Source organism: Pseudomonas flexibilis, assembly GCF_000806415.1.
Classification (GTDB): domain Bacteria; phylum Pseudomonadota; class Gammaproteobacteria; order Pseudomonadales; family Pseudomonadaceae; genus Serpens; species Serpens flexibilis.
The window spans coordinates 634,600-652,405 of sequence record NZ_JTAK01000002.1 but is presented as its reverse complement, the minus strand read 5'-3'; the positions used below and the strand labels follow the sequence as shown (position 1 = coordinate 652,405).

Here is a 17,806-nt window from a genome sequence, read left to right as displayed (position 1 = left end):
CGCAGTATACCGCGCGCCATCCTGTCGGCAGCGGCAAGGAACCTTGCAGCGCAGCGGGGCTCGAAACGGGGAGTTCACACCCGTCAGGAGAACGCGCATGGCCACGAATGATCCGTTCGAACCCCTCAATCCCGGCAGCACCACCGGTTCCGCCAGCAGCGGCGCCGGCATGGGCACCTTCGGCTCCATGGGCAGCGGCGGCGCGGGCGGGCAGCGCCCCTTCGACAAGGAGGTGCACCGGCGCAACCTGCATGATGTCCAGCGCGCCATTTCCCGGGAATTCCAGACCCTGATCAGCGACGCCGAAAGTCTCCTCAAGCAGACCACCGGCAGCGCCAGCGGCCAGACCGAAGAGCTGCGCAATCGCATCAACGCCAACATCGAGCGCGCCAAGGGCCTGCTCAAGGACAGCGAGAACAGCCTGCGCGAGCAGAGCCAGGCGGCCCGCCAGGCCACCGAGGACTACCTGCACGAACATCCCTGGCAATCGCTGGGCATCGCCGCCGGCGTCGGCTTCCTCCTGGGACTGCTCAGCGCACCGCGTCGCTGATGGGAGCGACCATGGACGAGAACCTCACTCCGCCTTCCGCCGCGGCCCAGAGCCGCGCCGACGACGGGCCATCGGTGCGCCGCATTGGCGGCGCCCTGCTCGGCCTGCTGGAAGGTCACGTGGAATTGCTCGGCCTGGAAATCAAGGAGGAAAAGGCCCGCACGCTGCGCTTGCTGACCTACGCGGCGCTGGGCCTGGTGTTCGGCCTGCTGCTGGTGATCGGCCTGTCCTCGGCCATCGTCATCGCCGCCTGGGACGAACATCGCATGCTGGCGATCCTGGGTCTCTGCGTGCTGTATGCCATCGGCGTGGCCATCTGCTTCGGCAAGGCGAAGAGCCAGGTCCGCAACCAGGCAAGACCCTTCCACGACACCCTTGAAGAAATGGCCCGCAACCGGGAGCGCCTGTTGCCATGAACGAACCCTTGAGCCGACCGGCCTCGATGGATCAACACAAGGAGCTGATTCGTCTGCGCATGGAAATGTATCGCCAGCAGGTGCTGTACAACGCCGAGCCGCTGCGTCATCCGCTCGACCATATTCGCCAGCTGATGGGCGGCGCCCCCGGGCGTTACCAGGATGCCCGCAAGGCGCCCTGGGTGATCGGCGCCACCGCTTTCCTCGCGCTGTTCGGCAAGCGCCTGGGCCGTGTCGGCACCCTGGCCCGCCTGGGATTGCTGATCTACCCCATGTTCAAGGCGGCGCAGGTGGCCAAGGAGGTCAAGCAGGAGTACGACCAGCAAACGGCCAGGACGGGGGGATGGGCAGAAGCTCCAGCGGTGTCGCCCGAGGCCGTGACCCCGCCGGTGAACACCCGCGCACCGGACGTGCCCGGATAGCTCCGATCGCCCTACAGCTGTCCTGCCCGCGCGGCGTAGTCGTGGCTGTTGTCGCGATGGGTGACCAGCACCGCCTCCATCTCCTCGCGCAAGCGCGGGTCGCCGAGTTGCGGCAGCAGGGCTTCCAGCTTGCGGATCACCCATTGCTGGCCTCGATCCACCAGTTTCAGGCGTTCGACCAGATCGGGGATGGCCATGCACTTCTCGTAGAAGGCTCCGCGCTCCCTGGTGGGCTCGGCGCCCATCTGCAACAGGCAGTCGCGCAGGCGCCGACAGCTGTCCGCCTCCCCGCGATGGATCTGCTGCAGCACGCTGCGCTGCGCCTCGCTCTGCACTTCTTTCAGGCTGGCGGCAGCCACCTGCGCGCCGGCGCGCTCGGCGGCCAGAAGCTCGTTGAATGCGGCAATCAATGCCTCGCGCTCGTTGTTGTTCATCGCATGGCTCCTCTCTATGCAGCGTGCAGCCCATGCTAGTCGCTCGTTTACGAGGGCCGACAATGAAATAAATTGCTCCAGACCTGCACCATTACTGATGCAAAGCCAACCAAAAGGCCATTGATATCAATTTTCCTGCACCCGAAAGCCAATTTATTTCATTTGTCTTGATCTCGGTCCTTGTACAGACTTGCACGCCTTTCGCCTTGCCGCCGTACCCTGCTGGACATCATGGCCCTTCCGGTTTCCCCCCTGCCCGCCTGGCTTGCCAACCTGCTGCCTACCACCCCTTCACCGCGTCCTCGCGAGTGGCTGCGCGCCACCCTGGGCGCCGGCCTGGCGGTCGCCCTGTGCACCTGGGTCAACAGTCAACTGTTCGGTTTGCCGCTGACGCTGCACCTGCTCGGCCCGCTCGGCGCCTCGGCGCTGCTGCTGTATGCGGTGCCCTCCGGCGCGCTGGCCCAACCCTGGTCGCTGCTGGGCAGTTATGCCGTGGCAGGCCTGTGCGCCGCGCTGGTGGTTCACTTCCACGGCGGCGAGGTCGGTCTGTGGGTCGCCGCGCTGACCCTGGGTGTATCGCTGCTGCTGATGTACCTGCTGCGCTGCCTGCACCCCCCGGGCGGGGCCATGGCGCTAAGCCTGATCGTGACGGGTGCGGACACCCAGGGCGCGGGGCTCGCCCTGGTACTGCCCGCCTTCAGCGGCGCGCTCACGCTGCTGGTCAGCGCCCTGATGTACAACAACCTGACCGGCGTCCGCTATCCGAAGGCTGCCGCCAGCTCCAACGAGCTGCATGGCACCGCCGATCCGCTGCCGGAGCAACGCACCGGCGTGTCCCCGGACGATCTGCGCCAGGCTTTGGACGAGTTCGACGGCTTCGTCGACATCACGCCCGACGACCTGGAACAGCTGCTGCGCAGCACCGAGCGTCATGCCCTGCGCCGGCGCATGGGCGACATCAACGCGGCGCAGATCATGTCCCGCGACCTGCGTATCGCCAGCCCGACCACCACTGTCGACCAGGCGCTGGCCATGCTCAAGCGCCATCGGCTGCGCAACCTGCCCGTGCTGGAGAACAATCGGCTGGTGGGCATCGTCAGCGTCATCGACCTGATCGGCCAGTCGCGCCGCCGCCAGTTGTGGCCGCTGGGCCGCCGCCGGGAAACCCTGCTGCGCGAGGTGATGACCTGCCCGGTGGTGAGCGTCGACCACCGGCTGCATCTGGCCGAGCTGATCACCCTGATGTCCAGCCAGGGGCTGCACTGCGTGCCGGTGCTGGAGAATCAGGTGCTGGTGGGCATGATCACCCAGACCGATGTCATCGCCGCCCTGCAACAGGATCTGCTGCGCCAGGCCGGCTGATCAGATCATCGGATCCCAGCGCTGCGACCAGTCGCTGGGACGCGCCAGCACGTCGTGCAGGAGGCCGATGGCCTGGCGCAATACCTGGCTGTCGCGCTCGCGCGAATAGACCAGGTAGATCGGGTAGCTGAATTCGGGCGCCTGCGGCACGCGCTCGAGCGCCCCGCTGGCCAGGTAATGCTCGACCACCCGACTGCGGAAGTAGCCGCTGCCACCCTGCTGCAGGAGGTACTGCAGGGCCAGCGGCCCCAGGTTGAAGGCCAGGGAGGCGCGCGCCCGCTCGGGCAGCGCCGCGTCGTGACGCTGCCGGAACGGCTCGCCCCAGTCCACATACACGTAGGGTTCGGGCTTGGCCGGGTTGCGCACCTGGATCAGGCGCTCCTCGAGCACCGGCTCCACCTGCAGGCCCGGCCAGTAGCTGGGGTGGTAGACCAGCACGCAGTCGAGCAGGCCCAGCTCCAGGCGTTCCTGCAGGTAACCGTTCTCCCCCACCTCGGCGCGAATCGCATGGCCGGGAATCCGCTCGCGCAGCTCAGCGACCCAGGACAGCATCAGCGGGTTGCACAGGCTCATCTCGCCGCCCACCGCCAGACTGGAATCGCATCCTTCCGGCAGCGGCAGGTCGCGGCGCGCAGCCTCCCAGCTCTGCACCAGCTGGCTGGCGTAGCCGATGAACTTCTCGCCGTTGGCGGTCAAGCGCGCGCCGGCGCGGTTGCGCACGAACAGCGAACAGCCCAGCTGGGCTTCGAGTTTCTGCACCCGCGCGGTAATGGCCGTCTGGGTGACATGCAGGCGCTCGGCGGCGGCAATGAAGCTGCCGCCCCGGGTGATTTCCAGAAAGGTTCGAGCCAGCTCGATGTCCATGGATGCACTTGTCTGAAGGGCTGGGCGGCCCATTCTAGTGGCTGCGCTCCGGCAGGACGACCCGGACGAAGGTCGTCCGGCGACTACAGGCGGAAGCGCGTGACCAGTCCGTTGAGCCCCACCGCCAGCCGCGACAGCTCCTGGCTGGCGGCGCTGGTCTGGTTGGCGCCGGCGGCACTCTGCAGCGACAGGTCGCGGATCGCCACCAGGTTGCGGTCCACCTCGCGCGCCACCTGGGCCTGTTCCTCGGCGGCGCTGGCGATCACCAGGTTGCGTTCGTTGATGCCGGCGATGGCCTGGGCGATCTGCTCCAGCGCCTCACCGGCCGCCTGCGCCACGTCCTCGCTGCTGCGGGCCCGCTCCAGGCTGTGCTGCATGGCACCGACCGCCTGCTCGGTGTCCTGCTGCACGCCGCCGATCATCTGCTCGATCTCTCGGGTCGACTGCTGGGTGCGGTGCGCCAGTGCGCGCACTTCATCGGCCACCACCGCGAAGCCGCGCCCGGCATCACCGGCACGGGCGGCCTCGATGGCGGCGTTGAGCGCCAGCAGGTTGGTCTGATCGGCGATGGCGCGGATCACGTCGAGCACCTGGCCGATGTCGCGTACCTTGACCGCCAGTTGCCCCACCTGGCCGGCGCTGCTGTTGACCTCGGCGCTCAGCTGGCGGATGGCGCCGACAGTCTGCTTCACGGCATCGCGGCCCTGCAGGGCGGTGCGGTTGGTTTCGCCGGTGGCCTGGGAGGTATCCACCGCGCTGCGGGCCACCTCCTCCACCGCACTGGTCATCTCGTTGACGGCGGTGGCGGCCTGCTCGATCTGGTCGTTCTGCTGGTGCAGGCCGCGCGAGGAGTTCTCGGTGACCGCGTTCAGCTCCTCGGCGGCCGAGGCCAGCTGACTGGAGGAGTCGGCGATCTGCTGCACGGCACTGCGCAGGTTGCCCTGCATGGTGCGCAGGGCGTCCAGCAACTGCGCCGGCTCGTCGCGACCGGTGACGCGGATCTCGCGGGTCAGGTCGCCGGCCGCCACGGCGAGGGCTTCCTCCAGCGCCTGGCCAAGCGGCACCAGCAGGCTGCGGGTGAACAGCCAGGCCAGCAGGATGGTCAGCAGCGCCGCCGCCACGATGACCACGATCACGCCGACGATGGCGTTGCCGTAGACGTTTTCCGCAAAGCGTGCCGCCTTGCCGGCCGCGGCGCGATTGAAGTCGAGCAGCGCACCCAGGCTGCTGGACATGTCATTGGCATGCTGGTTGATGGCGCCGGCCAGCACCTCCATGGCCTGCGCGTCGTTGCCGGCGCGGATGAAGTCCATCAGGCGCGCATGCTCGCCCAGGTAGTTGCGCTGGTGGCGGGTGAAGCGCTCGTACAGCTGGCGCTCCTCCTCGTCGTTGAGGTAGCGGCGATACTCCCGCTCCAGGCCATCGAGCGTGCCCAGCAACTCGTTCAGCTGCGCCAGGGTCTGCTGCTGGCTGCGCTCGTCGCGCACCGCCGACAGGCGCAGGGTGACCGCGCGGATACGCAGCATGGTGCGATCCAGCTCGCTCAGCGCCAGGATACTCGGCAGCCAGTTCTCGTCGACGTCCCGGGATTGCTCGCGCATGACCGACATCTGATTGAGCGCGAATAGCCCCAGCAGCAGGACCACCAACGCAATCAGGCCAAATCCCAGCGCGGCGCGCGGCGCCACTTTCATATCTCGGAACATCGATGGATCACTCGTACATAGCGGGCAGGATGGATCGTGACCGAACGGTCACATTACGGGTATCGACGTCCGCCCCAGTACCTTTAATGCATTTTTCTACCGCTGGTCGGCCGAGCCGCGCGCCGGCAGGATGGCCAGGAAGTTGTCGCGCGCCACCCGCCGCGCCACCGGGGCCGGTAGTGCGTCGAGGAACGGGCGGAAGTCGTGGATCAGTTCGCCCAGGCTGCCGAAGCTGCCCACTACGTCGGAGCCGAGCATGAAACGCTCCGGGTAGCGTTCCACCAGCTCCACCCAGCGCGGGTCGGGCCGGCCCTTGGCGTCCAGCAGGTACGGCCGCAGCACCGTCCAGGACAGGTCGATGTACAGGTTGGGATAGTCCTCCAGCAGGCGCGCCAGGGTCGGACGAAGGAATTCCAGTTTTTCCTGGTGCCGATGGATTTCCATGCTGGTGCCAGCGTGCGCCCAGATGAAGCGCACATGGGGATGGTTGCGCAGCGCCTCCTCAATTTCCGGCAGGTACAGCGGGTTGCGCTCGCGCTTGGAGGTAATGTTGGCGTGCAGCAGCACCGGCAGGTCGTATTCGGCGGCCAGATGGTAGACGCGCCGTAGTGCCTCGTTGTTGGCGCGGGGCACATCGCCATAGGTGAGCGCGGTAAGGTCATCGTGCCGGGTGAACACCTCGCCTATGCCCTGCCAGAGCCCGGGGTCAAGCTCCAGCATGCGACGGATATGAGCGTCGGCGTTCTTGTCGGCGGGGTTGAAACCGGTCAGGAAGGGGTGCATGCGGCGCCGGCGATCCGCCGGCAGGGCCTTCACCGCGGCGGCGACGAACACATCGGTGGCGCTGTACCAGTAGGCCCCGGCATCGTCGCCCGCGTAGTAGCGCGGACGCTTGGGCTCATCCTCGTGCCATTTCTTGGCCACCGGGATGCCGGAGAGCATCACATGCTCCACCCCGGCGGCGTCCATTGCGGCGAAGAGCGCGTCCATGCCTTCGCTTTCCTGGAAGAAATCCAGGTAGTGGACATGGGCGTCGGCGAAGCGGTAATCGCGAGCCGGCGCCTCGAAGGCGGCCAGAGCCAGGCAGCAGGTCAACAGGCAGAGCATCCGTGTCACGGTCATTCCTCCCCGGGCAATGGCCGATAGACCCGGCGCCAGAGCCGGTGGTTCGCCTTGGCGAGCGATGCCTGGCTCAAGTAGGCTGCTCGGCTCCTGTCCGGTGAGGAAGTCCATGCTTTCCGTCGTCACCATCGTCCTGCCCGTGTTCGCCCTGATCCTGATCGGCTATGTGTGCCGCAGGACCAACCGCCTCGGCCCGCACGCCGCCTCGGAGCTCAACCGCTTCGTGGTCTGGCTGGCGCTGCCGGCGCTGCTGTTCAGCGTGACCGCCAACTCCAGCTGGGAACGGCTCTGGCAGCCGGGCTTCCTGCTGGCCTTCGGCGGCAGCGCGCTGGTGGTTTTCCTGCTCGCCCTGGTGTGGCGCATCCGCAAGGGGGCGGCCGCCGATGCCCAGCTGGACGCCCTCGGTGCCGCCTATGCCAACACCGGTTACGTGGGCATTCCGCTGTGCATCATCGTCTTCGGCGAGAACGGCCTGGAGCCGGCGCTGATCGCCTCGCTGGTGGTGGTGTGCGGCATCTTCGCCCTGGCGCTGGTCGGCGTCGAAGTGGCCCTGCAGGGCGAAAAGGCCCTGGGACCTGCGCTGCGCAAGGTCAGCCGGGCGCTGGCCGGTAACCCGCTGGTGGTTGCGCCGGTGCTCGGTGCACTGTGGGCCTGGGGCGGCGTACCACTGCCCAAACCCGCAAGCGATCTGCTGAGCATCCTCGGCGCCGCCACCACACCCTGCGCGCTGGTGTCGCTGGGCCTGTTCCTCGCCCACAAGCAGCAGGAAAGCACCCCCGGCGTGCTTCCGCTGGTGGCGATGAAGCTGATCCTGCAACCGCTGCTGGCCTGGTATGTGGCCTTCGAGTGGCTGGAGCTGCCGACGCTGTGGGCGCACAGCGCCGTGCTGCTGGCCGCGCTGCCCACCGGCACCGGCCCCTACATGCTGGCCGAGTACTACCAGCGCAGCGGCGCGCGCGTGTCGCGGGTGGTGCTCTATTCGACCCTGGGCTCGCTGCTCACCCTGTCGCTGTGCCTGATCTGGCTGGGCTATTGAACGCGGGGGCAATTGCAGGCCATGCGCCCGGCGAGGATCATGTGGCGCACCGCTGGACCAGGAACACACCATGACCACCGATTGCCGCTTCCTCGAAGACCTCATCCACCACGACATCCCGCTGACCCGCGCCATGCAGCTCAGCGTGCGCGCCTGGGATGGCGACAGCCTGCAGCTGGCCATGCCGCTGGCCGCCAACAGCAACCACAAGGGCACCATGTTCGGCGGCAGCCTCTACAGCCTGTGCGTGCTGGCCGGCTGGGGCTGGCTGACGCTGCGCCTGCGCGACAGCGAGCTGGGCGAAGGCCACATCGTCATCAAGGGCGGACAGATCGACTACCCGCTGCCGGTGGCCGACGACGCCGTGGCCATCTGCGCGGCACCGTCCGCGGCGGACTGGGAGAAGTTCACCAGCCAGTTCCGCCGCCGCGGCCTGGCCCGCCTGTACCTGGACATCCGCATTCCCGCCGCCGACGGCGCCGACGCCGTGCGCCTGCGCGGCGAGTACGTGCTGCACCGCTGACGGCTACTCCACCGGTGGCTGACGCAGCGCCGCCAGGTGCACGCGCAATATCCTGCGCAGCTCGACGATCGCCTCAGGCGTTTCCTGCACGCTGTGCCCACCGGGTATGACCCGCTCGGATTCCGCCCCGGGCAGGTGGGCACTGGCGTAGGGCACGATGCCGTCGCTGGAGGCTTCCAGCGGCTGATCGGGCGAGTCCTGCCCGATGATCGAGTGGTAGCGTACCGACGGCGTAATCGGCAGCCGGGCGCCCAGCTGGATCAGCGGATTGTGGCTGGCCAGGTTGTGAATGCTGGTCACGCCTTGCGTCAGAACCACCGGTTTGGCCGAGGTCGGATCGACCAGCAGCTGGGCCATTTCGTTGAGGCGCACCATCACCGATAGCGGCAACTGGATCAGTCGTGTCGCCCAGCGCGCCAGGAAATGCTCGGCGAACGGCGTGCCCTGGTGCGGCGCGGCGATGAACACCGCACGGCTGACCTGCGGCAGCGGCTGCAGGCGCTCGCGGGCCAAGTGCTCCAGCCGCTCGCTGGCCAGGCCATCGAGCTTCTGCTGCGCGAGATACTCCCGCCACGGGCCTTCGTCGAACCGCGACACCATCAGCTTGGCCAGTACGCCGCCCATGCTGTGCCCCACCAGCACCATGTCCTGCGAGGCGATGGCGGTGCCCTGCGGGTCGAAGTGGCGCAGGGTGCCCAGCAGCGCATCGCGGATCTCCTGGTGGTTTAGCGCCAGCGGCACCTGGGTGGGGTAGTAGACCTGCCAGATCTGGTAGTTCTGCCGCAGTGCCTCGTCGCCCATCACCTCGTTGGCCACGTTGATCCAGGCTTCCGGACTGCTCGCCAGGCCGTGCAGCATGACGAGGGTGCGGCGCCCGGGATCGTAAGGCTGTAGCAGGTACACATGCGGGCGCTCGAGCACCTCACCCTTGCCGATCAGGGTGAGCAGCGACTGCGCGGCGAAGCCCGAACGCGCCAGCCACACGCCATAGGCAGAAGTGAAATTGGCGGCCAGCGGGATGACCCGCCCGGCCAGCGGCAGACTGGCATGCCGGTATGGGTCGTAGGCACTGATCACCGCTTCGCGGGTGTTCAGCACCGCCTCCAGGCTGTCGCCGGGGAAGGTCACCACGGCGGTCAGCGCGATGAAGGGCGTCTCGCTCCAGCTGCGGGTGGCGCTGTGCCGGTCGACCACCCTTCGCGCCGTGCCCAGCACCAGCTCGGCACCCAGTCCGTCCCGGCGGTACTGGTTGCGCACGCCGGCGAAGCTCAGTGCCGAGGCCGGCATCAGCTCCAGGGGCTGCGACTGGCGCGGATCGAACGGCAGATCGCCGAACGCCTCGACCACCGTCCAGTCGCCGACCCGCCGCGCGCGATCCGGCTGCGCCACGCTTGCGCTGCGCTGGTAATGGCGAAACATCAGCAGCGCGGCCTGCTGCACCGCGAAGTGGTAGTAGTCGCGAACCTGGGTCTGCCGGTCGTCCAGTGCCCGCTCTTCCAGCGTGCGCCCGGTCAGGAACAGGTAGGCGTAGGCGTAACGCGCCGCTTCCAGGTAGGCCACCACCCGCTGCTCGTAGCGTGCGTCGTCCAGCCGCAGCGCCTCCTGCAGCCAGAGCTCGGCCAGCACCGACAGGCGCAGCTCATCCGACAGACCCTCGGCCACCTTCAATGCCTCACGGCACGAGGGCGGCCGATCCGCGCAGGCATCCGCCTCGATGCCGGTGACCTGCAGGGCGACCCCACCGAGGCACTCAGCCGGCCGGTGGTCAGCACATCGCCACGCCGCTGCGCCATGTAGTCCTGGGTGTCCAGGGCAGACACGCGAACCCCGGCGCAGGCGGCGAGCAGCAACAGGGTGGGCAGCAGCAGGAGACGACAGGCAAACAACGGCGTGGGCATCGGCGACAGCGCGGGCGTTCCGAGAGGGCATGGCAGTTTGCCAGATCATGCGTCCGTCAGCACAACCGCAGCCGTCACCGCTAACCCATCCGTGCAGCATCCTGCCGAGTCGCCTCCTTCGCGATGCCGGCCACCTTGACCTCCGGGAAGCGCCCGCCCATAAACTCCACCCGCCGCACCGGATGGGCAAAACTCACGCCCAGCTCGTCGAGCCCGTCGATCAGCGCCAGGTTGATCTCCTGCTGGATGTCCATGTACCGGTTGTAGTCGGCGCTCTGCATGATGTAGACGACCTCGTAGGTCATCTGGCTGTCGTCGAAGGCCAGCAGGTGGGCTCGATCGAACGTCACCTCGTCCAGCCCGTCGATGATGCGCTTGACCAGTTGCCCCACCTGGCGGGCCTGGGCGCTCGATGTCTCGTAGGCGATGCCGAACTTGAAGACGATGCGTCGGGTATTCATGCGCTTGTAGTTGTGCACGATCTGCCCGAGCAGGTCGGCGTTGGAACACACCACCTGTTCGCCACTCAACGCCCGAATGCGGGTGCTCTTCAGGCCAATGTGCTCGATGGTGCCGGCCACCTCGCCGAACACCACGAAGTCGCCGATCTCGAAGGGCTTGTCGATGCCGATGGACAGCGAGGCGAACACGTCGCTGAGCAGCGTCTGCACGGCCAGGGCAATGGCGATGCCGCCCACCCCCAGGCTGGCCACCAGCGCGGTGATGTTGACGCCCAGGTTGGCCAGGATCGACAGCAGCATGATGGTCCACACCACCAGGCGCACCATGATGCCGATCAGCGTGGTGGTGACCGGATTGCGTGCCTTGCCGTTGCGGGTCAGACCCTCCACCCACAGGCGCACCGCCATGTCCGCCCACAGGGCCACCTGGAAGGCCAGGGCAATGAACCAGCCGTGCGACAGGGCGACTTCCCAGCGCGCCGGCAGCTCGACCACCTTCAAGCCGATCAGCAGCGAGAAGGCGAACAGCAGCAGGTGGCTGGTGTGGGCGAGCATCTGCGCCACGATACTGAGCGGCCGGCTGGCGGTTGCCTCGGCACGCTTGTGCAGCCGTTTGGTCACGAAGGACAGCGCCACGCGCAGTACCCAGTAACTGAGCAGCGTCACGGCCACGATCAGGGCGACCCGGATCCACAGCGCCTCTTCCAATAACAGCTCCCAATTCATCGCCTGAACCTCCTATCAACACGCAAAAAACGGCCTGCCCGAACGGACAGGCCCAGGTTTTTCGGGTTCGTCGGCTGGAATTAGTTCCATCGGCGGACGCGGCTGCCGGCCCGCCTTTGTGACGCGGCTTCAGCCGCAATGTCCTGGCGCAGCCCCATCGCGGCAGAAGCCGCGGGAGCGTTCACTGCCTGTCGCGATGCCCCGGCATCAGCGATCCCAGTACCTGTTTGGCGGTCTGCCGGATGATTCCGGAGCGGTCGGGATCGCCCTGCCAGAGCGCCGATAGATAAGCCTTGGCCTGTTCCAGTTTGATGTGTGGCGGCAGCGGCGGGACATCCGGGTCGGTCTTGAATTCGATCACCACCGGCCGGTCGGCCGCCAGCGCCTCGTCCCAGGCAGCCGCCACGGCGTCTTCCCGATCGACATGGATGCCCTTCAGCCCAATGGATTCGGCGAAGCGGTGGTAGGGCACGTCGGGAATGTCCTGGGAGGCCGCGAACTTCGGATCACCCTGCATGACGCGCTGCTCCCAGGTCACCTGGTTGAGGTCCTGGTTGTTGAACACGCAGCAGACCCAGTGCGGGTTCTGCCACTCCCGCCAGTACTTGGCCACGGTGATCAGCTCGGCCAGGTTACTCATTTGCATGGCGCCGTCGCCCACCAGCGCCACCACTGGGCGATCCGGGTGCACGAACTTGGCGGCGATGGCATAGGGCACTGCGGCGCCCATGGAGGCCAGGCCTCCGGACAACGAACAGCGCATGCCCCGGCGGATCTTGATGTCCCGGGCGAACCAGTTGGCGCAGGAGCCGGAATCACAGGTGATGATGGCGTTGTCCGGCAGGCGCGGCGACAGTTCCCAGGCGACCCGCTGCGGGTTGATCGGGTTGGCGCTGGCCAGCGCCCGTGCTTCCAGGGTCCTCTCCCACTCGCCACGCCAGTGCTCCACCTGTTGGCGCCAGCCGCGGTCGGTCTTTTCTTCCAGTAGTGGCAGTAGGGCGCGCAGGGTCTCGGCGGCATCCCCATGCAGGTTCACTTCCATGGGGTAGCGAATGCTCAGCATGTCGGCGTTGATATCGATCTGCACGCCGCGCGCCTGGCCTTCCTCCGGCAGGAACTCGGCGTAGGGAAAGCCGGAGCCGATCATCAGCAGGGTGTCGCATTCAGTCATCAGCTTATAGCTCGGCTCGGTGCCCAGCAGGCCGATCGAGCCGGTGACCCACGGCAGGTCGTCCGGCAGGGCCGCCTTGCCGAGCAGCGCCTTGGCAGCGCCGGCGCCCAGCCGCTCGGCCACCGCGATGACCTCGTCGGTGGCATCCAGCGCGCCGGCGCCCACCAGGATCGCCACGCGGTTGCCCGCATTCAGCACCTCGGCAGCCTGCTGCAGTTCGCGCTCGTAGGGCACCACCTTCGGGCGGCTGTAGCCGATGCCGGAACGCACCGCGCCGTGGGCACGCGGCGGCTCGTTGTAGGGCTCGTCCTGCAGGTCGTTGGGCAGGATGATCACCGCCACCTTGCGTTCGGCAAACGCGCTGCGAATGGCGCGGTCCACCAGATGACGCACCTGGGCCGGCGCGGCGGCCTGCTGCACGAAGGCGCCGGCGACGTCCTTGAACAGGGACGCCAGGTCGACCTCCTGCTGGTAATGGGCGCCCATGGCGGTACGCGCCTGCTGGCCGCAGATGGCCAACACCGGCATGTGGTCGAGGCGCGCATCGTAGAGGCCGGTAACCAGGTGGGAAGCTCCGGGGCCTGAGGTGGCGATGCACACCCCCGGTCCGCCACCGAACTTGGCATCCGCCGAGGCCATGAACGCCGCCATTTCCTCATGGCGCGCCTGGATGAAACGAATCTTGCCATCGGCCCGGTTCAGCGCGCCGAACACGCCATTGATGCCATCCCCGGGATAGCCATAGATGCGCCGCACGCCCCACTGATAGAGCCGTTCGACGAAGTAGTCGCTGACCGTCATGTTGTTCATGGCGTGCTCCTCATGCCGGCTGACGAGGCAGTTCCGGCTTTTTCGCCGCAGACGTGCACATGACTCCATGGCCAGGGGGTTAGTTCGTGACTGGGCACAGGGGCCCGATCAGTTGCGAATCCGAGGCGGCGCCACCAGACGACTGAACTCTGGGCCAAGCGCACGATCCCCTTCTAGGCACAGTCAGAGCGAGCCGGCTCACCCAGCAATGAGGGGAACACCGTGACCGACACCATCTACCGCACCTATCGAAGCACGCCGAACCCGCTGCATGCGACGCTGCTGGCCGGGACCGTGCCGCTGTTTCTCGGCGCCCTGCTGAGCGATATCGCCTACTACCGCAGCTACCACATCCAGTGGAGCAACTTCGCCTCCTGGCTGATTGCCGGGGGGCTGGTCTTCTGCGGCCTGGCGATTCTGTTTGCCCTGGCCAACCTGATCTCTGCCGGCCGCCGGGGACGGGCCATGACCTACGTGCTGCTTCTGGTGGCGACCTGGGGGCTGGGCTTCATCAATGCCCTCCAGCACGCCAAGGACGCCTGGGCGACCATGCCGACCGGGCTGGTGCTTTCGGTGATCGTCACCCTGCTGGCATGCATTGCGACCTGGGTCGGCCTTGCCGGCCCGCACGCGAGGGAGGTCCGATGAAACCGTCGAATGCATTGACCGCCTCGGCGCTGGCCCTGGCACTCGCGGGTTGCGGCGGCGGTGAGGATACCGCCCAGGAATACGGCACCTCCCCCACCCTGCCCGAGCCCACGCGCGGGCTGCTGCCGAGCATGAACATTGCCGAACCGGTGCCGTGGGGCGACCAGACGCCGACCGTACCGTCGGGTTACCGCGTCACGGCCATCGCCACCGACCTTAAGATCCCGCGCCAGACCCTGGTGCTGCCCAATGGCGACATTCTCGTCGCCGAGGGACGCGGCGGCAGCGCGCCGGCTCTCCAGCCGAAGGATGTGATCGCCGGCGTTATCAAGGCCAGGGGCACCACCCCGGTCGAGAGCGGCGATCGCCTGACCCTGCTGCGCGACGCCGATGGCGACGGCAGCTACGAGCTGCAGACGGTCTTCGCCGACAACCTCAACGCGCCGTATGGGCTGGCGCTGTTCGAGGGCAATCTGTACGTGGCCAACCAGGACGCCCTGGTGCGTTTCGATTATCGGGACGGGCAGACCAAGGCCAGTGGACCGCCCGCCGAGATCACCCGCCTGCCCGCCGAGATCAATCATCACTGGACCAAGGCGCTGACCATCAGCCCGGATGGGCGCTACCTGTATGTCGGTATCGGCTCGAACAGCAATATCACCGAGCGCGGCATGGAGGCCGAGGTGGACCGCGCCATGGTCTGGCAGATCGACGCGGAAACCGGCGCCTACAAGCCCTACGCCACCGGCCTGCGCAACCCGACGGCGCTGGCGATCCAGCCGGGTTCCGGGCAGTTGTGGGCGGTGGTCAACGAGCGGGACGAACTGGGCGAGGACCTGGTGCCGGACTACCTGACCTCGGTGCGCGAAGGCGGCTTCTACGGTTGGCCGTACAGCTACTGGGGGCAGAACGTCGATGACCGCGTGCGACCGCAGGATCCTGACAAGGTCGCCTCGGCCATCACCCCCGACTACGCGCTGGGTTCCCACGTCGCCGCCCTGGGCCTGGACTTCTCCACCCCGGCGATGGGCGAGCGATTCGCCGACGGGGTGTTCATTGGCGAACACGGCAGCTGGAACCGCAAGCACCCGGTGGGCTACAAGGTGATCTTCGTGCCGTTCAGCAGCGGGCAGCCGGCGGGACAGCCGGTGGAATTCGTCACAGGCTTTCGAACCGAGGATGGCAAGACGCGCGGCCGGCCGGTGGGCGTGACCGTCGATCCGCGCGGGGCGCTGATCGTCGCCGACGATCTGGCCAATGTGGTCTGGCGGGTGACGCAGGCCGAGTGACCCGGACACAAGGCGCGCCCGCCGTGCGGGCGCGTCGCACTCGTTACGCCACGACCCGGGCGCGCGCCGCATGCAGCTTCCGGTAGCTGTCGATCAGGCGCTGGTGCCGCTCGAGCCCTTCCAGCTGCAGGCTGGTCGGCGTCAGGCCGTAGAAGCGCACGCTGCCGTCGAGGCAGCCGAGCGCCGCGTCCATGCGCGGGTTGCCGAACATGCGGCGGAAGTTGACCTCGTAGTCTTCCAGCGCCAGGTCCTTGTCCAGCTGCACTTCCAGCACCGCGTTCAGGGCCTGGTAGAACAGGCCCCGCTCGACGGTGTTGTCGTTGTACTGCAGGAAGGCTTCCACCAGCTCCTTCGCGTCGGCGAACTTCTTCAGGGCGAGGCAGATGAGCAGCTTCAGCTCCAGAATCGTCAGCTGCCCCCAGGCGGTGTTGTCGTCGAATTCGATGCCGATCAGCGTGGCGATATCGCTGTAGTCATCCAGCTCGCTGTCTTCCAGCCGGCGCAGCAGCGCCCGCAGACCCATGGTGTTCAGGCTGTGCAGGTTGAGGATGTCGGAGCGGAACAGCAGGGCCTTGTTGGTGTTGTCCCAGATCAGGTCTTCCACCGGATAGATTTCCGAGTAGCCCGGCACCAGGATGCGGCACGCCGTAGCGCCCAGATGCTCATTGACCGCCATGTACACTTCATTGCCCATGTCTTCGAGGATGCCGAACAGGGTGGCGGCCTCCTCGGCATTGGAGTTTTCGCCCTGGCCGGAGAAATCCCACTCGACGAACGCATGGTCGGCCCGGGCACTGAAGAAGCGCCAGGACACCACGCCGCTGGAATCGATGAAGTGTTCGACAAAGTTGTTCGGCTCGGTCACCGCATGGCTTTCGAAGGTCGGCTGAGGCAGGTCGTTCAGGCCTTCGAAGCTGCGGCCCTGCAGCAGCTCGGTCAGGCTGCGCTCCAGCGCCACCTCGAAGCTCGGGTGGGCCCCGAACGAGGCAAACACACCGCCGGTACGCGGGTTCATCAGGGTGACGCACATCACCGGGTATTTCCCGCCCAAGGACGCATCCTTGACCAGCACCGGGAAGCCCTGCTCTTCCAGCCCCCGGATGCCGGCGAGAATTCCCGGGTACTTGGCCAGCACCTCGTGCGGCACGTCCGGCAGGGCGAGTTCCCCCTCCAGGATCTCGCGCTTCACCGCGCGCTCGAAGATTTCCGACAGGCACTGCACCTGCGCCTCGGCCAGCGTGTTGCCGGCGCTCATGCCGTTGCTGAGGAACAGGTTCTCGATCAGGTTGGATGGGAAATACACCACCTCGCCGTCCGACTGACGCACGAACGGCAGCGAGCAGATGCCGCGCTGCACATTGCCGGAGTTGGTGTCGTACAGATGCGAACCGCGCAGCTCGCCATCGGGGTTGTAGATCTCCAGGCAGTGGTCGTCGAGAATCTCGGCCGGCAGCGCATCGTCGTGACCGGGCTGGAACCAGCGCTCGTCCGGGTGGTGCACGAACGCCGCATTGGCGAGCTCCTCGCCCCAGTACTGGTCGTTGTAGAAGAAGTTGAAATTCAGCCGCTCGATGAACTCGCCCAGCGCCGACGCCAGCGCGCTTTCCTTGGTCGCGCCCTTGCCGTTGGTGAAGCACATCGGCGAGTGCGCATCGCGCAGGTGCAGCGACCACACATTGGGCACGATGTTGCGCCACGAGGCGATCTCGATCTTCATGCCCAGGCCGGCCAGGATGCCGGACAGGTTGGCGATGGTCTGCTCCAGCGGCAGGTCCTTGCCGGCAATATAGGTACTCGCTTCGGGGTTCGTGCCGGGCAGCAGCAAGGCCTGGGCATCGGCGTCCAGGTTCTCGACTTCCTCGATCACGAACTCCGGTCCGGTCTGCACCACCTTCTTCACCGTGCAGCGCTCGATGGAGCGCAGGATGCCCTGGCGGTCCTTTTCCGAGATATCCGCAGGCAACTCGACCTGGATCTTGAAGATCTGCTGGTAGCGGTTTTCCGGGTCGACAATGTTGTTCTGCGACAGGCGAATGTTCTCGGTGGGAATATCGCGGGTCTGGCAGTACAGCTTCACGAAGTACGCCGCACACAACGCCGACGAAGCCAGGAAGTAATCGAACGGCCCGGGCGCCGAGCCATCGCCCTTGTAGCGGATGGGTTGATCCGCCACCACGGTGAAGTCATCGAACTTGGCTTCGAGGCGAAGGTTGTCGAGAAAGTTGACCTTGATTTCCATGCGGCACTACCGGAATACGAGAAAGAATGTTCGCCATTATCCCGGCTTTGCAGCACGAAGAAATGATCGTGGAGGGCACTTCACCCCCAGCGGTCAGGCCAAGGAAGGGTGAAGCTGGGCTGGTGTGGA

The 17,806-nt window shown here is 66.8% G+C and carries 16 protein-coding genes; 8 read left to right on the top strand and 8 right to left on the bottom strand.

Annotated features, from left to right (window positions below; genetic code table 11):
* The first annotated feature begins 169 nt into the window (after positions 1-169).
* The 3 genes from PT85_RS06820 to PT85_RS17550 are packed head-to-tail and all read left to right on the top strand — an operon-like array spanning position 170 to position 1,388.
* A complete protein-coding gene (locus PT85_RS06820) occupies positions 170-550 on the top strand; it encodes a DUF883 family protein (RefSeq protein WP_082013047.1) in 381 nt (126 codons plus the stop codon).
* A gap of 11 nt (positions 551-561) precedes the next feature.
* Positions 562-966 (top strand): phage holin family protein, encoded by a 405-nt coding sequence (locus tag PT85_RS06815; RefSeq protein WP_027589167.1) that lies wholly within the window; start codon positions 562-564, stop codon positions 964-966.
* Positions 963-1,388 (top strand): hypothetical protein, encoded by a 426-nt coding sequence (locus PT85_RS17550; RefSeq protein ID WP_065365785.1) that lies wholly within the window; start codon positions 963-965, stop codon positions 1,386-1,388. Before PT85_RS06815 ends, PT85_RS17550 begins: the two co-directional genes overlap by 4 nt.
* 11 nt (positions 1,389-1,399) lie before the next feature.
* Here PT85_RS17550 and PT85_RS06805 read toward each other — a convergent pair whose 3' ends face one another.
* Positions 1,400-1,822 (bottom strand): DUF6306 domain-containing protein, encoded by a 423-nt coding sequence (locus PT85_RS06805; protein WP_037008432.1) that lies wholly within the window; start codon positions 1,820-1,822, stop codon positions 1,400-1,402.
* 231 nt (positions 1,823-2,053) lie between these two features.
* On the opposite strand from PT85_RS06805, the gene PT85_RS06800 reads away from it, so the two are divergent.
* The gene (locus PT85_RS06800) at positions 2,054-3,184 is read left to right on the top strand and encodes an HPP family protein (RefSeq protein ID WP_039606240.1); all 1,131 of its coding nucleotides are present in this window, start codon (positions 2,054-2,056) and stop codon (positions 3,182-3,184) included.
* Here the strand turns inward: PT85_RS06800 and PT85_RS06795 are convergent, their stop codons facing one another.
* From PT85_RS06795 to PT85_RS06785, 3 genes are all read right to left on the bottom strand, one after another.
* Positions 3,185-4,048: a LysR family transcriptional regulator gene (locus PT85_RS06795; RefSeq protein ID WP_027589170.1), complete on the bottom strand. Its 864-nt coding sequence runs from the start codon at positions 4,046-4,048 to the stop codon at positions 3,185-3,187.
* Between the two features lie 83 nt (positions 4,049-4,131).
* Positions 4,132-5,742, bottom strand: a complete 1,611-nt coding sequence (locus tag PT85_RS06790; RefSeq protein ID WP_234702674.1) for a methyl-accepting chemotaxis protein — start codon at positions 5,740-5,742, stop codon at positions 4,132-4,134.
* 108 nt (positions 5,743-5,850) lie between these two features.
* Positions 5,851-6,861, bottom strand: a complete 1,011-nt coding sequence (locus PT85_RS06785; RefSeq protein WP_234702682.1) for an amidohydrolase family protein — start codon at positions 6,859-6,861, stop codon at positions 5,851-5,853.
* A 124-nt stretch (positions 6,862-6,985) separates the two neighbouring features.
* Between PT85_RS06785 and PT85_RS06780 the strand changes: the two genes are divergently transcribed.
* Entirely contained in the window at positions 6,986-7,912 is a 927-nt protein-coding gene (locus PT85_RS06780) for an AEC family transporter (RefSeq protein ID WP_039560202.1), read from the top strand.
* Positions 7,913-7,982: 70 nt separating this feature from the next.
* Complete coding sequence (locus PT85_RS06775; RefSeq protein ID WP_027589174.1) at positions 7,983-8,435, top strand: thioesterase domain-containing protein; 453 nt, start codon at positions 7,983-7,985, stop codon at positions 8,433-8,435.
* A 3-nt stretch (positions 8,436-8,438) separates the two neighbouring features.
* Here the strand turns inward: PT85_RS06775 and PT85_RS06770 are convergent, their stop codons facing one another.
* The 3 genes from PT85_RS06770 to PT85_RS06760 all read right to left on the bottom strand — a co-directional run bounded on the left by PT85_RS06770 (position 8,439) and on the right by PT85_RS06760 (position 13,501).
* A complete protein-coding gene (locus PT85_RS06770; protein WP_234702673.1) occupies positions 8,439-10,097 on the bottom strand; it encodes an esterase/lipase family protein in 1,659 nt (552 codons plus the stop codon).
* Between the two features lie 316 nt (positions 10,098-10,413).
* Positions 10,414-11,520 carry a mechanosensitive ion channel family protein gene (locus PT85_RS06765; protein ID WP_039606237.1) on the bottom strand — a complete coding sequence of 369 codons (1,107 nt, stop codon included), beginning with the start codon at positions 11,518-11,520 and terminating at the stop codon, positions 10,414-10,416.
* A gap of 181 nt (positions 11,521-11,701) precedes the next feature.
* Positions 11,702-13,501 (bottom strand): thiamine pyrophosphate-requiring protein, encoded by a 1,800-nt coding sequence (locus tag PT85_RS06760; protein ID WP_027589177.1) that lies wholly within the window; start codon positions 13,499-13,501, stop codon positions 11,702-11,704.
* Between the two features lie 222 nt (positions 13,502-13,723).
* Here PT85_RS06760 and PT85_RS06755 point away from each other — a divergent pair, with 222 nt between their 5' ends.
* Together PT85_RS06755 and PT85_RS06750 are read left to right on the top strand one after the other, a co-directional pair.
* Complete coding sequence (locus PT85_RS06755; RefSeq protein WP_039606236.1) at positions 13,724-14,149, top strand: DUF2231 domain-containing protein; 426 nt, start codon at positions 13,724-13,726, stop codon at positions 14,147-14,149.
* A complete protein-coding gene (locus PT85_RS06750) occupies positions 14,146-15,438 on the top strand; it encodes a PQQ-dependent sugar dehydrogenase (RefSeq protein ID WP_039606235.1) in 1,293 nt (430 codons plus the stop codon). Before PT85_RS06755 ends, PT85_RS06750 begins: the two co-directional genes overlap by 4 nt.
* Before the next feature lie 43 nt (positions 15,439-15,481).
* On the opposite strand, the gene PT85_RS06745 is transcribed toward PT85_RS06750, so the two are convergent.
* Entirely contained in the window at positions 15,482-17,677 is a 2,196-nt protein-coding gene (locus PT85_RS06745; RefSeq protein ID WP_039606234.1) for an OsmC domain/YcaO domain-containing protein, read from the bottom strand.
* Between the last annotated feature and the right edge of the window lie 129 nt (positions 17,678-17,806).

What these genes read in the sequence shown, in the direction of transcription:
- PT85_RS06820 (WP_082013047.1), top strand. Translation starts at nt 170, where the DNA reads ATGGGCACCTTCGGCTCCATGGGCAGCGGCGGCGCGGGCGGGCAGCGC.
- PT85_RS06815 (WP_027589167.1), top strand. Translation starts at nt 562, where the DNA reads ATGGACGAGAACCTCACTCCGCCTTCCGCCGCGGCCCAGAGCCGCGCC.
- PT85_RS17550 (WP_065365785.1), top strand. Translation starts at nt 963, where the DNA reads ATGAACGAACCCTTGAGCCGACCGGCCTCGATGGATCAACACAAGGAG.
- PT85_RS06805 (WP_037008432.1), bottom strand. Translation starts at nt 1,822, where the DNA reads ATGAACAACAACGAGCGCGAGGCATTGATTGCCGCATTCAACGAGCTT.
- PT85_RS06800 (WP_039606240.1), top strand. Translation starts at nt 2,054, where the DNA reads ATGGCCCTTCCGGTTTCCCCCCTGCCCGCCTGGCTTGCCAACCTGCTG.
- PT85_RS06795 (WP_027589170.1), bottom strand. Translation starts at nt 4,048, where the DNA reads ATGGACATCGAGCTGGCTCGAACCTTTCTGGAAATCACCCGGGGCGGC.
- PT85_RS06790 (WP_234702674.1), bottom strand. Translation starts at nt 5,742, where the DNA reads ATGAAAGTGGCGCCGCGCGCCGCGCTGGGATTTGGCCTGATTGCGTTG.
- PT85_RS06785 (WP_234702682.1), bottom strand. Translation starts at nt 6,861, where the DNA reads ATGCTCTGCCTGTTGACCTGCTGCCTGGCTCTGGCCGCCTTCGAGGCG.
- PT85_RS06780 (WP_039560202.1), top strand. Translation starts at nt 6,986, where the DNA reads ATGCTTTCCGTCGTCACCATCGTCCTGCCCGTGTTCGCCCTGATCCTG.
- PT85_RS06775 (WP_027589174.1), top strand. Translation starts at nt 7,983, where the DNA reads ATGACCACCGATTGCCGCTTCCTCGAAGACCTCATCCACCACGACATC.
- PT85_RS06765 (WP_039606237.1), bottom strand. Translation starts at nt 11,520, where the DNA reads ATGAATTGGGAGCTGTTATTGGAAGAGGCGCTGTGGATCCGGGTCGCC.
- PT85_RS06760 (WP_027589177.1), bottom strand. Translation starts at nt 13,501, where the DNA reads ATGAACAACATGACGGTCAGCGACTACTTCGTCGAACGGCTCTATCAG.
- PT85_RS06750 (WP_039606235.1), top strand. Translation starts at nt 14,146, where the DNA reads ATGAAACCGTCGAATGCATTGACCGCCTCGGCGCTGGCCCTGGCACTC.
- PT85_RS06745 (WP_039606234.1), bottom strand. Translation starts at nt 17,677, where the DNA reads ATGGAAATCAAGGTCAACTTTCTCGACAACCTTCGCCTCGAAGCCAAG.